7 protein-coding genes are annotated in these 15636 nt (G+C 71.6%); 2 read left to right on the plus strand and 5 right to left on the minus strand.

Features of this window, described 5'->3' with window-relative positions:
* Window positions 1-280 precede the first annotated feature (280 nt).
* Window positions 281-2566: a glycoside hydrolase family 36 protein gene (locus IF54_RS0128140; RefSeq protein WP_420790633.1), complete on the plus strand. Its 2286-nt coding sequence runs from the start codon at window positions 281-283 to the stop codon at window positions 2564-2566.
* Here the strand turns inward: IF54_RS0128140 and IF54_RS0128145 are convergent.
* A complete protein-coding gene (locus IF54_RS0128145; RefSeq protein WP_030323644.1) occupies window positions 2563-3114 on the minus strand; it encodes a hypothetical protein in 552 nt (183 codons plus the stop codon). The two genes, IF54_RS0128140 and IF54_RS0128145, sit on opposite strands and share 4 nt — an antisense overlap.
* Window positions 3114-11468 (minus strand): DNRLRE domain-containing protein, encoded by an 8355-nt coding sequence (locus IF54_RS0128150; RefSeq protein ID WP_159002221.1) that lies wholly within the window; start codon window positions 11466-11468, stop codon window positions 3114-3116. The genes IF54_RS0128145 and IF54_RS0128150 overlap by 1 nt, the downstream gene beginning before the upstream one ends.
* 487 nt (window positions 11469-11955) lie before the next feature.
* Between IF54_RS0128150 and IF54_RS0128155 the strand changes: the two genes are divergently transcribed.
* On the plus strand, window positions 11956-12792 hold the full coding sequence (locus IF54_RS0128155) for a class II glutamine amidotransferase (RefSeq protein ID WP_030323648.1): 837 nt from the start codon (window positions 11956-11958) through the stop codon (window positions 12790-12792).
* Window positions 12793-12810: 18 nt separating this feature from the next.
* Here IF54_RS0128155 and IF54_RS0128160 read toward each other — a convergent pair whose 3' ends face one another.
* The 3 genes from IF54_RS0128160 to IF54_RS0128170 form a co-directional block, all read right to left on the minus strand.
* The gene (locus tag IF54_RS0128160) at window positions 12811-13260 is read right to left on the minus strand and encodes an amphi-Trp domain-containing protein (RefSeq protein ID WP_030323651.1); all 450 of its coding nucleotides are present in this window, start codon (window positions 13258-13260) and stop codon (window positions 12811-12813) included.
* An 83-nt stretch (window positions 13261-13343) separates the two neighbouring features.
* A complete protein-coding gene (locus IF54_RS0128165) occupies window positions 13344-14960 on the minus strand; it encodes a sigma-70 family RNA polymerase sigma factor (protein ID WP_030323653.1) in 1617 nt (538 codons plus the stop codon).
* 120 nt (window positions 14961-15080) lie between these two features.
* Window positions 15081-15536: a (2Fe-2S)-binding protein gene (locus IF54_RS0128170; protein ID WP_030323655.1), complete on the minus strand. Its 456-nt coding sequence runs from the start codon at window positions 15534-15536 to the stop codon at window positions 15081-15083.
* Window positions 15537-15636: the final 100 nt, after the last annotated feature.

The raw sequence follows: 15636 nt of genomic DNA on the forward strand, positions 1-15636 counted from the left end.
ATGACGGCCCCTTCGGGGGCAAGACCCTTGACGGTCATGAATCACGTGACATGCTCTGGCGGGACCGCGAGGGACGGGAAGGCGGTCGGGGGATGATCGGGGCCGATCGGGGACTTATGCCCCCATGGCGGAAGCGGGCGACGATCTTCATCCCGGGGCCAGGGGTGTTGTGTGACCGGTCACTCGCATGCCAGGATTGTGAGCGGTCACATTGGGGTCGGTCTTGCGACCGTGAACGCCGAGCCTCGCGGAGCCGAACCGTCCCGGAAGGGGAATCACGTTGACCGCTGCCGTTGCCGAGCGATCCCGTATCTGGGCGTGCCCGGAACTCGGACTGCATGCCGTGGTGGACACCACCGGCTCGGTGAGACTGGGCAGACCCGACCAGGACACGGCCTGTCTCGTCCCCCTGGTGGAGATCACGGCGACGGGACACGGGCGCCTGTGGTCGGGCGAGCGCTTCATCGAGACGGCCATCGGCGAGCGGCTGGCCTACCGCGACCACGAGACGGTCGAGCTGGCGGGCGGCGGGAAGCGGACGACGATCCGGCTGACGGACGCGGTGACCGGGCTGGTGGCTGAGGTTCTGCTGGAGACGGGGGCGGGGAGCTCGGGCGGGACGGGCTCTGCGGGGGCGGTTCTTGCAGGGGCGGGTCCGGCCGGTGATGCGGGGCGGGCTGGTGAGGCGCCGGGGGGCGTAACGCAGTCGGCCGACTCGGAAGACCCCTCCGCTCCCCCGCAAAGCCCCTCCCCCCATCCGCGGACCCGCCCCGCCCCCGCCGGTTTCCTCAGGGCCCGGGTGCGGCTGGTCAACGAGGGCCGCGCACCGGTCCGGCTGGAGAGCGTGAGCACTCTGACCCTCGGCGGTATCGCCGAAGGCGCCCTCGACGGCCTCACCCTGCACTGGGCGGACAACGACTGGCTCGCCGAATGCCGTTGGCGTCAGGCTCCCTTCCGCGACCAGGTCGTCCCGTTGAGCAGGTCCGCCCACGGTCACGAGGGCCGCGGCTGCTTCGAGCGGTACTCGCAGGGCGGTTGGTCCACCGGCCGCCACCTGCCCGTCGCCGCCCTGACCGACCGGGACGGCCGCGCCTGGCTGTGGCAGATCGAGTCCAGCGCCGGCTGGCGCTTCGAGACCGGTGAGCGCGAAGGCGCCGCGTACGTCGCCCTGTTCGGCCCCGACGACGCCCATCACCAGTGGTGGCACACCCTCGCCCCCGGCCAGGAGTTCACCACCGTGCCGGCCGTCCTCGTGCGGGCGGAGACCGGTGGCCTGGACGCCGCCTTCGGGACCCTGACGGACTACCGCCGGAGCCTCCGCCGCGACCACCCCGACCTGCACGCGCTGCCGGTGATCTACAACGACTACATGAACACCCTCATGGGCGACCCCACCACCGAGCGGCTGCTGCCCCTGATCGAGTCCGCGGCCGCCGCCGGCGCGGAGGTGTTCGTCATCGACGCCGGCTGGTACGACGACGACGCGCAGGGCTGGTGGGACGCCGTGGGAGCGTGGGAGCCCGCTCCGAACCGTTTCCCGGGCGGGCTGCCGAAGCTCCTCGACACGATCGGCAGCCACGGGATGACCCCGGGGCTCTGGCTCGAACCGGAGGTCGTCGGCGTCCGCAGCCCGCTTGCCCGCGCCCTGCCCGACGAGGCGTTCTTCCGGCGCGGGGGGCTGCGCGTCACCGAGCACGGGCGCCACCACCTGGACCTGCGCCACCCGGCCGCGCGTACCCACCTCGACGAGGTGGTGGACCGGCTGGTCGACGACTGGGGAGTCGGCTACCTCAAACTCGACTACAACATCAACATCGGCCCCGGCACGGAGAACGGCCCCGAGAGCCCGGGAGCGGGCCTGCTGGGACACCACCGCGCCCATCTCGACTGGCTGGCCTCGATCCTGGACCGGCACCCCGGTCTGGTCGTGGAGAACTGCGGGTCCGGCGGACTGCGCATGGACTACGCGCAGTTGGCCCTGGCCCAGGTGCAGTCCACCAGCGACCAGCAGGACTTCCTGCGCTACCCGCCGATCGCCGCGGCGGCACCGACCGCCGTGACACCGGAACAGGCAGCGGTGTGGGCCTATCCGCAGCCGCACTTCAGCGCGGACGAGGTCGCCTTCACCCTCACCGGCGCGCTGCTCGGCCGTGTCCACCTCTCCGGCTTCCTCAACCTCATGAGCGCCGAACAGTTCGCCCTCGTCCGCTCGGCGATCTCCGTCTACCGGGACATCCGGCGGGAGATCCGGGACGCCCAGCCCTTCTGGCCCCTCGGTCTGCCGGGCTGGGAGGACTCCTGGATCACGCAGGGCCTGCACACCGACGCGGGCACGCTGCTCACCGTGTGGCGCAGGGAGCCGCCCAGCGGCGGATCCGCCCCCGCCGACCTCACCATCCCCCTCCCCCACCTGCGGGGCAGCCACCCGGGCCCGGTCGTCCTCTTCCCCACGACCTCCGACTGCACCACGCGCTGGGACCCGGACCGAGCCCTCCTCACCGTTCACCTGCCCCGCCCGAACACCGCCGCACTCCTCCGACTCGCGACCGATGCGGCACGGTTCTAGACGGTCACGTGGGCGTAGACCAGCGGGGTCGCAGCGTCCGTCTCGTCCACGGTGAGCAGAGCGGTTCCGACCGTGTCGCCCTGTTCGGGGAGGTCCGCGGAGAGGCCGGCGAGGTGGTCCTCAGGGCCGATCTTCCAAGGCAGTCCGACGGAGTCGATGTCGTCCTGGTCGAGGTCGGCGTCGCCGGCGACCAGGTCCCCGGTGGTCTTGCCCAGGGAGGTCAGGAACTCCTTGAGGCCCGCGGGGGTGGTGCGGAAGCGCAGGTAGAGATCCTGGCCGCTGTCCGCACTGCCGTCACCTGGGACCACCAGGTAGGAGCCTGCCCTGGCACCGGCCGGCACGGTGAGCCGGAAGGCCTTCTGCACCGTGGCGGCGGGGATCCCCTGCTTCCCCTGCGGGGCCTTCGGCGGCGCGTCATCCCTGAGGCCGAAGAACCCGAGCGGTACCGCCACGATCGCCCCGGCGACCAGCAGGAGCACACAGCAGGCCACCACGAGGAGCGCGACGGGCAGCCGCTTCTCCCGCTCCTGGCGCACGGTCTGTGTCATCACGGCTTCTTCCTCATCTTGGACGTTCCCCGGACGTTGTAGTCCCGGGCGAGTCCGACGGTGTGCAGATGGGCGATCTCGGGCTGGGCGATGTCGTAGCTGAGCACCCCGGGGATGCTGATCTTCAGATTCGCCCGGTGCTCACTGGGAACGCCCCAGTCGTAACGCTTCCTGACCCTCAGGTTGTAGGTGAACCCGTACTTGGTCTGGAGCGAGCCGTCCGCCCGCCACTGGAAGTGGTTGAGGGCGTAGTACCAGTCCAGGGTCTTCCACTTGCCGCTGTAGTCGGCATGGGTCTTCCTCCAGCCCGAGTCGAACACCCCGCGCTTCCTGCCGTCGAGGTAGGCGCGTACGTCGTGCCGGAAGCGGGGGATCTCCTTGAGCATGCTGGAGGGGTGCAGGTTGAAGGTGGTTCCGACGTTGTCGAGCCAGTGGTCCAGAAGAGCATAGGCATTGTCCCAGCCGTGGTACGCGAGACCCCGGGAGACGTTGGCCATGCGGTTGAAGATGACCTGGTCGTGCGAGGTGGGCCGCTCCTTCTTGTACTTTCGGTCCTCGGTGTCCTTGCAGGTCCCGCAGCCGGGGTACTCGCCGGTGGGGTCGCTGAGGACGGTGGGACGGTCGAGGGCGTAGTCGTAGGGATCGGCGTAGGCCGTGCCCTCCGTGGCGGGCAGCGGGTCCACGGCGGTGAAGCGGCCGGTGCCGCTGTCGTAGTCGCGGGCGCGCATGTCGTACAGACCGGTGACCGAGTCGAGGTACTGGCCCTGGAAGCGCAGCGGGTTGCCGGTCGCGTAACCGCCGCTGGTGCCGGTCGGCTCGCCGAAGGCGTCGAAGGTCGCGGTGCCGGTGACCCCGGCCGAGGTGGCGGTGTCCTCGATCGTGCCGTTCGGGTCGTCCAGCAGCCAGGTGAAGGTGCCCGTGCCCGCGCCGGTGTCGGCGGCCGCGGTGCCCAGCGAGTTCGCCGGGTCGGACCACCACTGGTGGACGGCGCTGCCGCCGCTGTCGTTCTCGGCCACCCGGGTGGCGAGCTGGTCCACGGTGTCCCAGGTCCAGGTGGCGTCGGTGCTGCCGGCGACGGTACGGCTGACGCGGTCTCCGGTCTCGTCGTAGCCGTAGGAGACGGTACGGCCGTCGGCGAGCGTCACCGTCTGGAGGTTGCCGTCCAGTCCGTAGGTGTACGTCCGCTTGCCGGCCCCGGTGGTCTCGGAGGCGAGGCCGCCGTTCGCGTCGTAGGTGTAGGCGGTGGCGGCGGCGCCGGTGGACTCGCTGGTGAGGTGGTCGTCGGTGTCGTAGCCGTACGTCGTCGCCACACCGTTCCTGGTCATGGTGGTGCGGTTGCCGTTGCCGTCGTACGTGTACGTGGTGGCGGGCGCGGACGACGTGCAGGTGGTGCCGGAGGCGGGTGAGCACTCCTTGGTGAGCCGGCCGGAACGGTCGTAGCCGTACAGGGTGGTGGCGGCCGTCGAGCCGCGGGTGGTGGTGAGGGTCGCGGGGCTGCCGGCGTCGTTCCAGGTGACGTCGTACCGGGTGAGGGTGGAGCCGCCCTTCGTGTGGGTCAGGGAGGTGAGTTCGCCGGCCGCGTCGTAGGCGCGGGTGGTCGTCGGGCCGTTCTGGCGGGTGGTGGTGAGAGGGTTGCCCGCGGCGTCGTAGGTGTAGTCGACCTTCGCGGTGGTGCCGGAGGGGGTGGTGAGGGTGGTGCTGGAGAGCAGGTTGTCGTCGCCGTAGGCGTAGCTCTGGCTGCGGCCGTCCGGCAGGTCGCGCTCAGTGATCCGGCCCCGTGCGTCGCGTGCGTAGGCGAAGGCGGCACCGGCCCGGTTCACCGAGGTGATCCGGCCCGCCGCGTCGTACTGGGTCGCGGTGGAGGTGACGGTGGAGTCGGTCGACGTCTGGACGGTGACGACGGGGCGGTCGGCACCGTCGTAGACGTAGGCGAGGTCGTCGCTGCTGTCGCTGTGGGTGACGGACGTGGCCCGGCCGAGGCTGTCGTAGCCGTAGTGGACGGTGCCGCCGGGCAGTGCCTTGTCGGTGAGCCGGCCGCTGATGTCGTAGGTGTAGGTGGTGGTCCGGCCGCTGGGGGTGGTGGCGGTCCTCAGACGGCCGGTGGGGTCGTAACCGAAGGTCTGCGTACGGCCCCTGGGGTTCTTCGTGGTGAGGAGTGCGCCGGACTTGTCGTAGGTGTAGGCGGTCACCGCGCCCTCCGGGTCGGTGACCTCGGCGACCTTGCCGACCGGGGTGTACGCGTAGGCGGTGCTGTCGCCGGCCGGGTCGGTGGACTTCGTGAGGTGTCCGAGGGCGTCGTAGTCCGAGGCGGTCGACCGGCCGAGCGGATCGGTCACCCTGGTCCGGTCGCCGTCGGCGTCGTAGGAGTAGGTGGTGGTCCTGCCACGAGGATCGACCATGGACAGGCGCCGGCCGTCCTCGTCGTAGGTGTACGTGGTGGTCGAACCGCCGCCCGTGACGGTACGGACGAGCCGGCCCACGCCGTCGTAGGTGTTGGTCGTGGTCACCGTGGAGCTCTGCCGGGTGACCCGGCCCAGCTCGTCATAGGTGTAGGTGGTCGCCGCGCCACCGGCGTCGGTCTGCTTCAGCACGTGGTCGAGGGCGTCGTAGGCGGTGGTCGAGGTGTCGCCGAGCGGGTCGGTGACGGCGACGCTGCGGTCCTGCCCGTCGTAGGCGGTGACGGTGTCGAGGTACTGGTCGGTGTTCTGGGGGTCCACCTGGCGTTGGCGGACCTGGAGTCCCGCCTCGTCGTAGGTGTACAGGACCGTGTTGACCCGCTTGGTCTCGGCGTCGGCACCGGGGACGTTGCCGGCCGGGGTGGTCATCGACAGGACGTCGTGGCCGGGGCCGAAGGTACGGGTGGTGGCGCCGCCGCCGGGCTCGACGGTGGCGGTCTCGTTGCCCACGGCGTCGTAGGTGTGCGAGGTCACCCGGCCCATCGGGTCGGTCTCGGTGAGCACCCGTCCGCTGCCGTCGTAGGTGTACCCGGTGACGGCGCCGGACTCGTCGGTGCTGCTCAGCAGCTGTCCGGTGTCGTCGTAGACGCTGGACTCGGTGTGGCCCAGCGGGTCCGTCCGGGTGAGCTCGCGGTTGGCCGCGTCATAGGTGAACGTGGTGGTGTGCGCGGCCGGGTCGGCGCCCGTCACGTTGCCGGCCGGGGAAGTCTCGGTCAGCTCGTTGTGCGCGCTGTCGTAGGTGTAGGTGGTGGTGCGGCCGCCCGGGCTGGTCTCCGAGATCTTGTCGCCGGCCTGGTCGTACGCGTACGTGGTGGTGTGCCCGAGCTGGTCGGTGCCGCTCTTCGGCAGGCCGAGGTCGTTGTACGCCGTCGAGGTCTCGGTGCCGTCCGGGAAGGCGGTGCGGGTCAGGCGTCCGGAACCGTCGTAGGTGTAGGAGGTCTTCCTGCCGAGGGCGTCCGTGGTGGTCGCGGGCTGGCTGCCGCGGGTCCAGTCGTAGGTGGTGCTGTCGGTGGCCGTGTCGGCGTCGGTGAGGTAGCCGGGGATGCGGATGCCGGTGGTGCGGGAGGTGAGGAGGTTCTTCACCACCGCGGTGCCGTCGGTGGGCCGCCCCTGGTCGTAGTGGTTGACGGTGTGGGTGCGGGCGGCGACCACGGTTGCCGCGTCGAGGGCGGGCATGCCGCCGGAGGCCGGGACGCCACCGGAGAGGGTGACGGGGTGCAGCGGTCCGAGCGTCTCCAGCTGGTTGACGCCGTCCTGGTCGTAGACGGTGGTGTCCGACAGCAGGTCGGCCCGCTCGGCGGTGGTCAGCGCGGACAGGCCCAGCTCGTCCAGACGGTCCTGGACGTCGTCCCCGCCGAGCGCGAGCCGTCGGTTGGCGGCGGTCAGGGTGCGGACCGGGTTCCCGTGGGCGTCGTAGTCGGTGCCGGCGATGTCGCCGCCGGGTTCGGCGGTGTCGGTCTCCCGGCCGGAGGCGTCGAGGTAGTGGACGGTGGCCCGGCCGTAGTCACCGGCCGTCAGATGCCCCGCGCCCGTGTGGTCGGACGGTGTCTGGCTGGGCGGGAAGACGGCCGTGGCGTCGGTGGGCACCACCGACTGGCCCCAGGAGGCCACCGCGGCGGCGCCGAGGGCGTAGGGGGCGGCGATGCCACTGGTGGGCACGGCGTAGACCACGGAGGTGGTGGCCACACCGCCGATGTCGCTCTGCGAACCCGCGGTCACGGTGGGCCTGGAGGCGCTCAGCAGCATGCCAGGATCCGCGGTGGCACTGTCCCCGGCGCTGCCGTAGGCAAGGGTCCAGGGGAGTTCGCCGGGCGGGGTCAGGGTGGTGACGCGGCCGGCGTCGTCGTAGCCGTAGGACGTCGTCGAGGTCGCCGAGGCACTCTGTGCGACGACGGCCTGGCGCAGCCGGCCCTTGTCGTCGTAGCGGTAGGTGGCGAGCACCCGGGCGCCCGGGGGGCCAACGGACGGCGTGGGCGACCAGGCGGTGACCGAGTGGAGACGGCCGCTGTAGGTGCCGAGGGAGCCGGAGCCGGCCGTCGTCGTGGTGTCGTAGCCGAAGTCGACGGTCACACAGCCGGCCGCGGGGGCGCTGCCGGGGTTCGTGGCGCAGGTGGTCGCGGGGGTGGTGGCGGTGGCGGACGGGGAGACGATCCGGACCAGACGCTGGTGCGCCGAAGTGCCGCTGCCGACGGTGTCGTAGACGTAGGTCGTGGCGTCGCCGGGTGCGGGGGTGCTGGCGTGCACGAGGTAGACCGAGGCGTCGGCGGCGGACCGGGCGAACGTCGTGGTGCCGCCGTCGCTGTCGGTGAGGGTGACGACCCCCTTGGTCCTGTCGAGCGTCAACGCCATGGACTCGGCGCCCGGTTCGGGGGTCCAGGTGCCGTCCTTGGCGAGGGTGAAGCCGATGGTCGTGCCGTCGCCGAGGACTGCCTGGGCGGCGGTGGCCGAGGGGGTGCGGACCATGGCGTAGTCGGCGGAGGTCAGTTCGGCGACACCGGAGACCGTCCACTGCGGCCCGAACGGGGAGACCAGTCCGTCGGGCTCGCTGCCGTCGTCGGGGGTGCGGGAGTTGGCGGTACGGCTGAGGGTGACGTCGTAGGCGGAGACGTCGGTGGCGTCCACCTGGAAGTCGCCGGTCAGCAGGTTGACGTTGCCGGGGCCGACCTCGGCGGTGGCGGCGGCGCCCGCGTCGCGGTCGACGACGACGTCGACGGGGTCGGACGCGGGAGGCGAGCCGGCCCCGTCGAAGAGGGCGGCGATCTGGATCGGCCCGTCGGCGGTCAGGGTGTGCGTGACCTTCCAGACGAGCCGGGGCGAGGCACCGTCGGTCATGGCCACCGGCCAGCCGACCGCGGACCCGTCGGACGCCCTGACCGTGTCGGAGGCCGGTACGGGGGTCCACGCGGCGGACTCGCCGACCCGGTAGGCGAAGGTGACGCCGGTGAGGTCGGAGGGTCCGGAGGCGGCGAGTTCGACGCTGGCGGCGGGACGGTCGCCGCTGCCGGGCGAGGTGACCCGGGCGGTGCCGACGTGGAAGGTCCGTACCGTCGCCGAGGAGGTGTTGCCCGCCAGGTCGACCGTCCAGGCGGTCATCGTGTGGCTGCCCTCGGCGGCCGGGGTCACCTGTATCTCCGCCGGGTCGCCGGCGGTGCCGACGGTGACCGTGGTGCCGGAGTCGACGCGGTAGCGCAGCGCGACCGCGTCGCTCGCCGGCGGGGTGAGGGTGAACAGGCCGGGGGTGCCGGCCGCGCCGGCCCAGGCGGTCGCCGGGTAGTCCTCGGAGGCGATCGAGGGCGGGGCCGGGGCGGTCGAGTCGACGACGAACCGGAAGTGGGCGGTGGCTCCCCAGTTCCCGGCGCTGTCCTTGGCCCTGATGTGCAGGTACCAGGTGCCGTCGCCCTTGGTGACGCGGTACTCGGTGCCCGTGGTGTCGGCCGTGGTGTCCGGGACGGTGGTGGCGCTGCCGTCCACCAGCAGGCTGTACGCGGTGGCGCCGCCGGTCGGCGCGGACCAGGTGGCGTGGAAGTCGCCGGAGGGGTAGGCGGCGGACTGGTCGGGGTGGGTGTCGGAGCCGACGGTGGGGACGGCGGGCAGGGTGGTGTCCACGGTGAACTTGAACTGGGCCGCGTTCGCCGACCAGTTGCCCGCCTTGTCCTTGGCCCGGACGTGCGCGTAGTAGGTGCCGTCGGCGCTCACGGTGGCCGTGTACGCGGTGCCGGTCTGATAGGCGTCGGTGGTCGCCGGCAGCGTCCCGGAGGTGGTGTCCACCTTGATCGCGTAGCCGGCGGCGCCGGACAGGTCTGCGGGTGCGGTCCAGGAGAAGGACGCCGTACGGGAGTTGTAGGCGCTGGTGCTGAGCGGGTGGGTGCCGGAGGTCAGTCCGGTGGGCGCGCCGGGGGCGGTGGTGTCGACGTTGAAGGCGAAGTGCCGGGTGGCCGACCACAGCCCGGTGTTGCCCTTGGCCGCCGCGTGCACGTACCAGGTGCCGTCGGCCCTGCCGGTCGCGGTGACCGCGGTGCCGGTCTGGGTGACGGTGGTGCCGGGCGCGGTGGTCGGCGACTGGTCCGTCCTGACCGCGTAGCCCGCGACCCCGCTCGGGGCGGAGGCGGCCAGGGTGCCGGCGAAGTCGCCGGTGGAGTACCAGGACGACGAGGAGGGGTGGCTGCTGCTGGTGACGGTCGGGGCGGTGGGTCCGCTGCTGTCGACGGTCAGGGTGTTCCAGGCGGACCAACTGCCGGAGTCGGTGCCGTCAGAGGCCTGGGCGCGCCACTTGTACGTGCCGTCGGCGAGCGCCGGGGGCGTCCAGGACGCGGTACTGCCCGAGGTGACGTACGCGGAGGTGCCGCTCGCCTTGCGGGTGGTGCCGGTGCTGTCCCAGACCTCGAAGGTCAGCCGGACGGTGTTGGCGTCCGCGTCGGTGGCCTTGGCCTGAAGGGTGGGAGTGGTGTCCGCGGTCGCGGTGCCGCTCGTGGGGGCGACTGCGGTGGGCGTGCCGGGCCTGGTGTTGTAGGTGACGGTGAGCTTGGGCGCGTAGGCGCTGTCGGAGTAGTTCGCGGACCGGAAGCGGCGCCAGGTGGTCGAGTCGGTCTCGTCGGTGCCGTAGACCACCAGGCCGTAGTTGCTGGAACCGTCGGCCCAGGCCTGCACGATGGCGTCGATGTCCCAGTTGGACCAGGCGGCCGGGCAGGAGGACGAGGAGTAGCCGTGCGCGCCGGTGTTGACGACCGCGCCGGTCGCGGTGGACGAGGGGCGGGTCGCCCAGGTGACCGAGGACGACGACCAGGAGGAGGTGATCCGGCGGACGGTGGTGCCGGATCCCGAGGTCGAGCAGGTCGACGAGTAGTACGAGTACAACGCGAGGTTGGTGTCGGTGATGTGCTTGCCGGCGAACTTCGACACGTCGAACTTCAGGTACGAGCGGGCCTTGTCCGAGCCCGCGTCATAGGTGCCGGACTTCAGCTCCGTGGAGGAGACCTGCGAGTCGGGGTAGTCCGGTGTCTGGAGCCAGGTGTCGGTGGTGACCGCCAGTGTCGAGGTGGGGTCGATGGTGACCGGGTAGGTGATGTCGCCGGCGAGGAAGTCCGGGTCGGGGGTGAGGACGAGGGTCTGGGAACCGTCGTCGGCGGTCTCGACCTTCGTGGCGACCCGGGCCCGGTGCTTCGGCTCCCCCGATGCCTTGTCCTTGCTGGAGTCCCACATCATCGGCGCCGGGGCCTCGGCCACCGGCTTGCCGTCGGTGTCCTTCAGCAGCAGGTGCCCGGAGTCGGCCTGGGAGAGCGTCAGGGCGTCGGTGTGCAGCGGTATTCGGTAGACGGCGGGTTCGGTGGGCGCCTTGTCCAGGACGACCGACTGCTCGAAGCCCTGGGCGAGGGCCTTGACGGTGAGCGTGGCGTCGTCCCCGACGTCGTAGGAGGCGGTGTCCCCGTCCACCGTGGGGGCCGGCAGTCTGTCCGGCCAGTCCAGGCCGAAGACCTTGCTGCCGCGGGTGACCGAGACAAGGGCCTTGTCACCGCCGTCCGAGACCGTGACGTCCGCCGGGGAGACCTGCGGTTCCAGGTGGGCGCCGACGTCGGTGAGGTCGGTGTCGACCGTGCGCCAGGTGCCGTCCGCCTGCTTGACGCGCACGGGGCCGGCGTACGCCTCGGCCGTGGTCGTACCGTTCGGGTTGGCGTAGACCGACTCGTCCGCCGTCCGCTCGGAGAGGATCTCGACCCTCCGGCCCAGCAGCGTGGCGGTGAGCCGCGCGGACTTCTCGTCGGGGGCCTGGGCCGGCCCTGTGCCCTTCGCGGGCGCGGCCGCGGACGTCGGGAGGGCGGACGCCGCCGGAACGCCCATGACCAGGACGGCCGGTACCGCGACGCTCAGGGCGAGCAGCCCTGCCAACCAAGGTGCGGACACACGAGGGCCCCCGCTGAACACGCTGCGCACCACTTACTCCTGACGACCGCTCAAGATCAGCCAACCGGGGACGCATCTTGTCAGCCATTGACGATTTCATGAAGATCGCCATATGGGCGGAGCGGCCTGTGAGGTCATCCAAAATCCCTGTAAAGGTCTCCAAAAGACCTGCGGACATGGAGAAATCTTGATCATTCCATGGCAATCGGTGAAGCGATCGTGGAGGCGGCCGAGGGCGCGGGTGACGTGCGAGGCGTCCTGGCGTCCTTGAAACCGACCGCGTAGGCGGCTCGCGTCCCTGAGGAATGCCGGGGCACGCCCCTCTCGTACTCGACGAGCGAGAGGCTCCGCCTCTGACGTCCTGGCGGCCCGGTCGCCCGGTTTCCGCGTCCGCGTGGCGAGGCGGCAGGGAGGAGGCGAAAATGGGACCCGGACCAGAACCAGGACCTCCGGCCGCGGACGCGGGCAGGAACACAGGTGATCGTTCATGTGCCGATGGCTCGCTTACTCGGGAACCCCCCTGCTCCTCGACACCATCCTCTACAGACCGGCCCACTCGCTCATCGACCAGAGCCTTCACTCCAAACTGGGGGTCGAGACGACGAACGGCGACGGCTTCGGCGTCGGCTGGTACGCGCAGGAGAGCATCGGCACCCCGGCCCTGTTCACCGACGTGGGCCCCGCGTGGAACAACCGCAACCTGAGGGAGCTCGCGGACCACGTCCGCTCCCCGCTGTTCTTCGCCCACATCAGGGCGACGACCGGCACGGCGGTGCAGCAGACGAACTGCCACCCGTTCCGGCACGGCCGCTGGATGTGGATGCACAACGGCGCCATCGCCGACTTCCACCTCCTGCGCCGCGACCTGACCCTGCTGGTCTCCCCCGAGCTGTACGCGGACATCGAGGGCACGACGGACTCGGAGGTGATGTTCTACCTGGCGCTCACCTTCGGCCTCGACCGGAACCCGCCGGAGGCCGTGGCCCGGATGGTGGGCGCGGTGGAGCGCGTCGGCCGCGCGCACGGTGTGGAGTTCCCGCTCCAGATGACGATCGGCGTGACCGACGGCGGACGCGTATGGGCCTTCCGCTACTCGAGCCAGGGCCGGTCGCGGTCGTTGTTCTACAGCACCCGCGTGGACACCCTGCGCAAGCTGCACCCCGACGCCGCGTTCCTGGAACAGGTCTCCGACGACACCCGCCTCGTCGTGTCCGAACCCCTGGGCGACCTGCCCGGCGCCTGGAACGAGGTACCGGAGAGCACGTACGGCGTCATCCAGGACGGCATGGACGACCTGCACCCGTTCGTCCCGGAACCGGTGTGACGCGACGGCCGTTGCCCGTCAGCCGCTCCCGGCCCTCCTGGCGCCGGTACCGCTACGACCGGACTTGGCGGGCACGCTCTTCTTCCTCGTGGCCTTCTCGGCGGTGGCGCTTGCGGGCTTCCCCGCGGTGGGGTTCGCGGGCTTCCCCGCGGTGGGGTTCGCGGACTTCTCCGCGGTGGGGTTCGCGGACTTCTCCGCGGTGGCGCCCGGCTGCGACGGCGTGGTCCTGGGCGCCCGGCCCGATGTCGACCACTTGAACTCGATCTCCAGCTCGACCTCGCCGTCCCCCACCTCGACCTCCACCTCGGTGCGCAGGTCATCGGGAATCCGCAGACGCAGCGTCGCCCCGGAGCCGACGTCCACCTCGGCCTCCCCACCGTCTCGCAGCGCAGCGGCAAGCGCGGCCAGGCGGTCAGCCGCCTCGACACGTGACAGTGAGCTCTTCTGCTCGAACTTGAGATCCTTCACGAGCGCCTCCCATGAGGAACAAAAGCGACATAACGCCAATTCTGCTGCACCGGGCGGGATCGGACATCCTCACGGTCCCGGTGTCAGGACCAGGGCGCCGCGAGGACGAAGGAGCGGCTGGCCCGGTACGCGGCCGTGTCCTGGGCGGGGTCGAGCCACAGCTGGAGGTCGTCGCGGTGGCGCAGGTAGCGGCCCGGGTAGTTGTACGACTCCAGGGAGACCGATCCGGGCGTGGAACCGGCACGGGGGCAGAACGTGGCGTCCTTCCGGAAGAGGGCGGAGGCGTCGTAGGTGTCCAGCCGGATGCGGAAGGCGTAGTGGCGCAGGTACCTGCCCGCGGCGTCCTTGAGCGAGTAGCAGTGGGGGTCGGCCAGACCGGGCACGAAAGTGAAGGTCGCCGCCTGCCGAGCGGCCTCGGAGCTGGTGGCGCCGACCGGTCCGAGGATGCCCAGCCGGTCGGACTGGCTCGCGTAGTCCCCGGGCCGGTCGACCGACCGCAGGACATGCCGCCCCGCGAAGCGCGGCTCGGTGGTCGTCACGGAGGCCGCCTTCGGCGCGGGCGCATGCGTCCGGGGCGGTGTCGGAGCCGGGGTCGGCGTCCGTGAGGCGGAGGTGCGCGGGGACGGCCGCACGGACGAGGTGCCGGGCGACAGCGCGCCCGCGGCAGCGTGCCGTGGGCTTGGTTCGTGCGATCCGGTGGCGGCGTACCAGGCCGCTCCGGCGACCGCGAGCGTGACGGCCGTCGCGGCAACCGCCGTCACGGGCTTGGCGGCGAGCCTGCCGGTGGTCCTGGCGGCCGGCCTGCCGGTGGTCCGCGTCGTACGGCCCGCACGGGCAGCCGTCCGGGTGCCCGCACCGGCGCCCGCCCCGGTGCCCGCACCGGCCGAGCCCGCCGCCGGCATCCGGGCCAGTACCAGGCCGGCCAGACCGATGGGCACCGGCACCAGCGCGAGGCCTGCCAGCAGCCCCTCCGCCGGTATCAGGTCGGACCCGCTGCGCAGACACGTCGGACAGTCCCGGACGTGGCGCGCCAGCCGCTTGCGCCACAGCCCGGAGGGCCGCCCGTCCCAGGAGCCGAGCACAGGGGCCAGCTCCGGGCAGCGCGGCGAGGCCGTCACGGCCCGTACGACGGCGCGCGCCGTCTCCAGTCGTTCCTTGACGCGCTGGACCCGGACCGCGGCGTGGCTCGGTGTGAGGCCGCAGGCCGCCGAGAGCTCGCCGCGGGTCAGTTCACCGGCGCTCTCCATCCACCACAGCGCGAGTACCTCGCGCTCCTCGTCCTCCAGCCAGCGGGTCGCCTCGACCGCCTCGCGCCGCTGGCCCGAGAGGGCGAGCCGAAGAATCGCCAGATCGGCGAAGTCGGGCTGCGCCTCCCCCGCGTCGGCGTCCTCCAGGGGTTCCGACGTGAGCCAGGTGCGCCCGGTGCGCCACCGGTCACGTATCTGCCGCACGGTGATGGCCACGAGCCAGGACCGGAACCGGTCCGGTCGCTCGAGTCCGGGCAGACCGTCCAGGACCCGCACCATCGTCTCCTGGACCACGTCGTCGACGTCGCCGTGCCCGTGCAGCGCCCGTCCGACGATGTTGTAGACCAACGGCAGACAGTCCCCGACAAGTTGTTCCGCGGCCTGCCGGTCCCCGTCCCGGGCCGCCGCGACGACGGCGACGTCCGGCCGTTCCCGAGTGTCCCGCGAGCGCACTCCGCCCACCCGTCCCCTCGCCCTGCCGACATGTCGAGGCGACAGTGTGCCAGGAGGCCGCCGTCCGCACCGAGCCAGGTGCGCCGGCCTCCGGCCGCGCAACGCACGCTCGGCCGACCGTCAGCCCTGCGCCGCGGCCTTCTTGATCGCTTCGCGGATCCGGGAGTAGGTGCCGCAACGGCAGACGTTCTCGATGCCGTCGATGTCGGCGTCCGTCGGGTGGGACGTCTTCTTCAGCAGGGCCACCGCGGCCATGATCTGGCCGGGCTGGCAGAAGCCGCACTGCGCGACGTCACAGTCGAGCCACGCCTGCTGCACGGGGTGCAGCCGGTCGCCGTCGGCCAGGCCTTCGATCGTGGTGACCTGCCGGTCCGCGCAGTCCGCGACCCGCACGACACAGGGCTGGATCTCCTCGCCGTCGAGGTGACTCGTACAGGCACGGCAGACACCGACTCCGCAGCCGTACTTGGGTCCCGTGACGTTCAGCAGATCCCTCAGGACCCACAACAGGGGCATGTCGGACGGGGCTTCGACGGTGACCGGCTTCCCGTTGAGGAGGAAGGAGTACGACGGCATCAGCACCCTTTTCGGAGGTCGGGTTCTCGGAGACGGGGTTCTCGGAGACGGGGTTCTCGGAGACGGGGTTCTCGGAGGTCGGGCTTTCGGAGGTCGGGCT

The sequence above is a fragment of the Streptomyces sp. NRRL B-3229 genome, from assembly GCF_000719505.1.
GTDB classification, from domain to species: Bacteria; Actinomycetota; Actinomycetes; order Streptomycetales; family Streptomycetaceae; genus Streptomyces; species Streptomyces griseorubiginosus.

Coding starts and splice junctions, on each gene's coding strand:
- IF54_RS0128145 (WP_030323644.1), bottom strand. CDS start 3,114: ATGACACAGACCGTGCGCCAGGAGCGGGAGAAGCGGCTGCCCGTCGCG.
- IF54_RS0128155 (WP_030323648.1), top strand. CDS start 11,956: ATGTGCCGATGGCTCGCTTACTCGGGAACCCCCCTGCTCCTCGACACC.
- IF54_RS0128170 (WP_030323655.1), bottom strand. CDS start 15,536: ATGCCGTCGTACTCCTTCCTCCTCAACGGGAAGCCGGTCACCGTCGAA.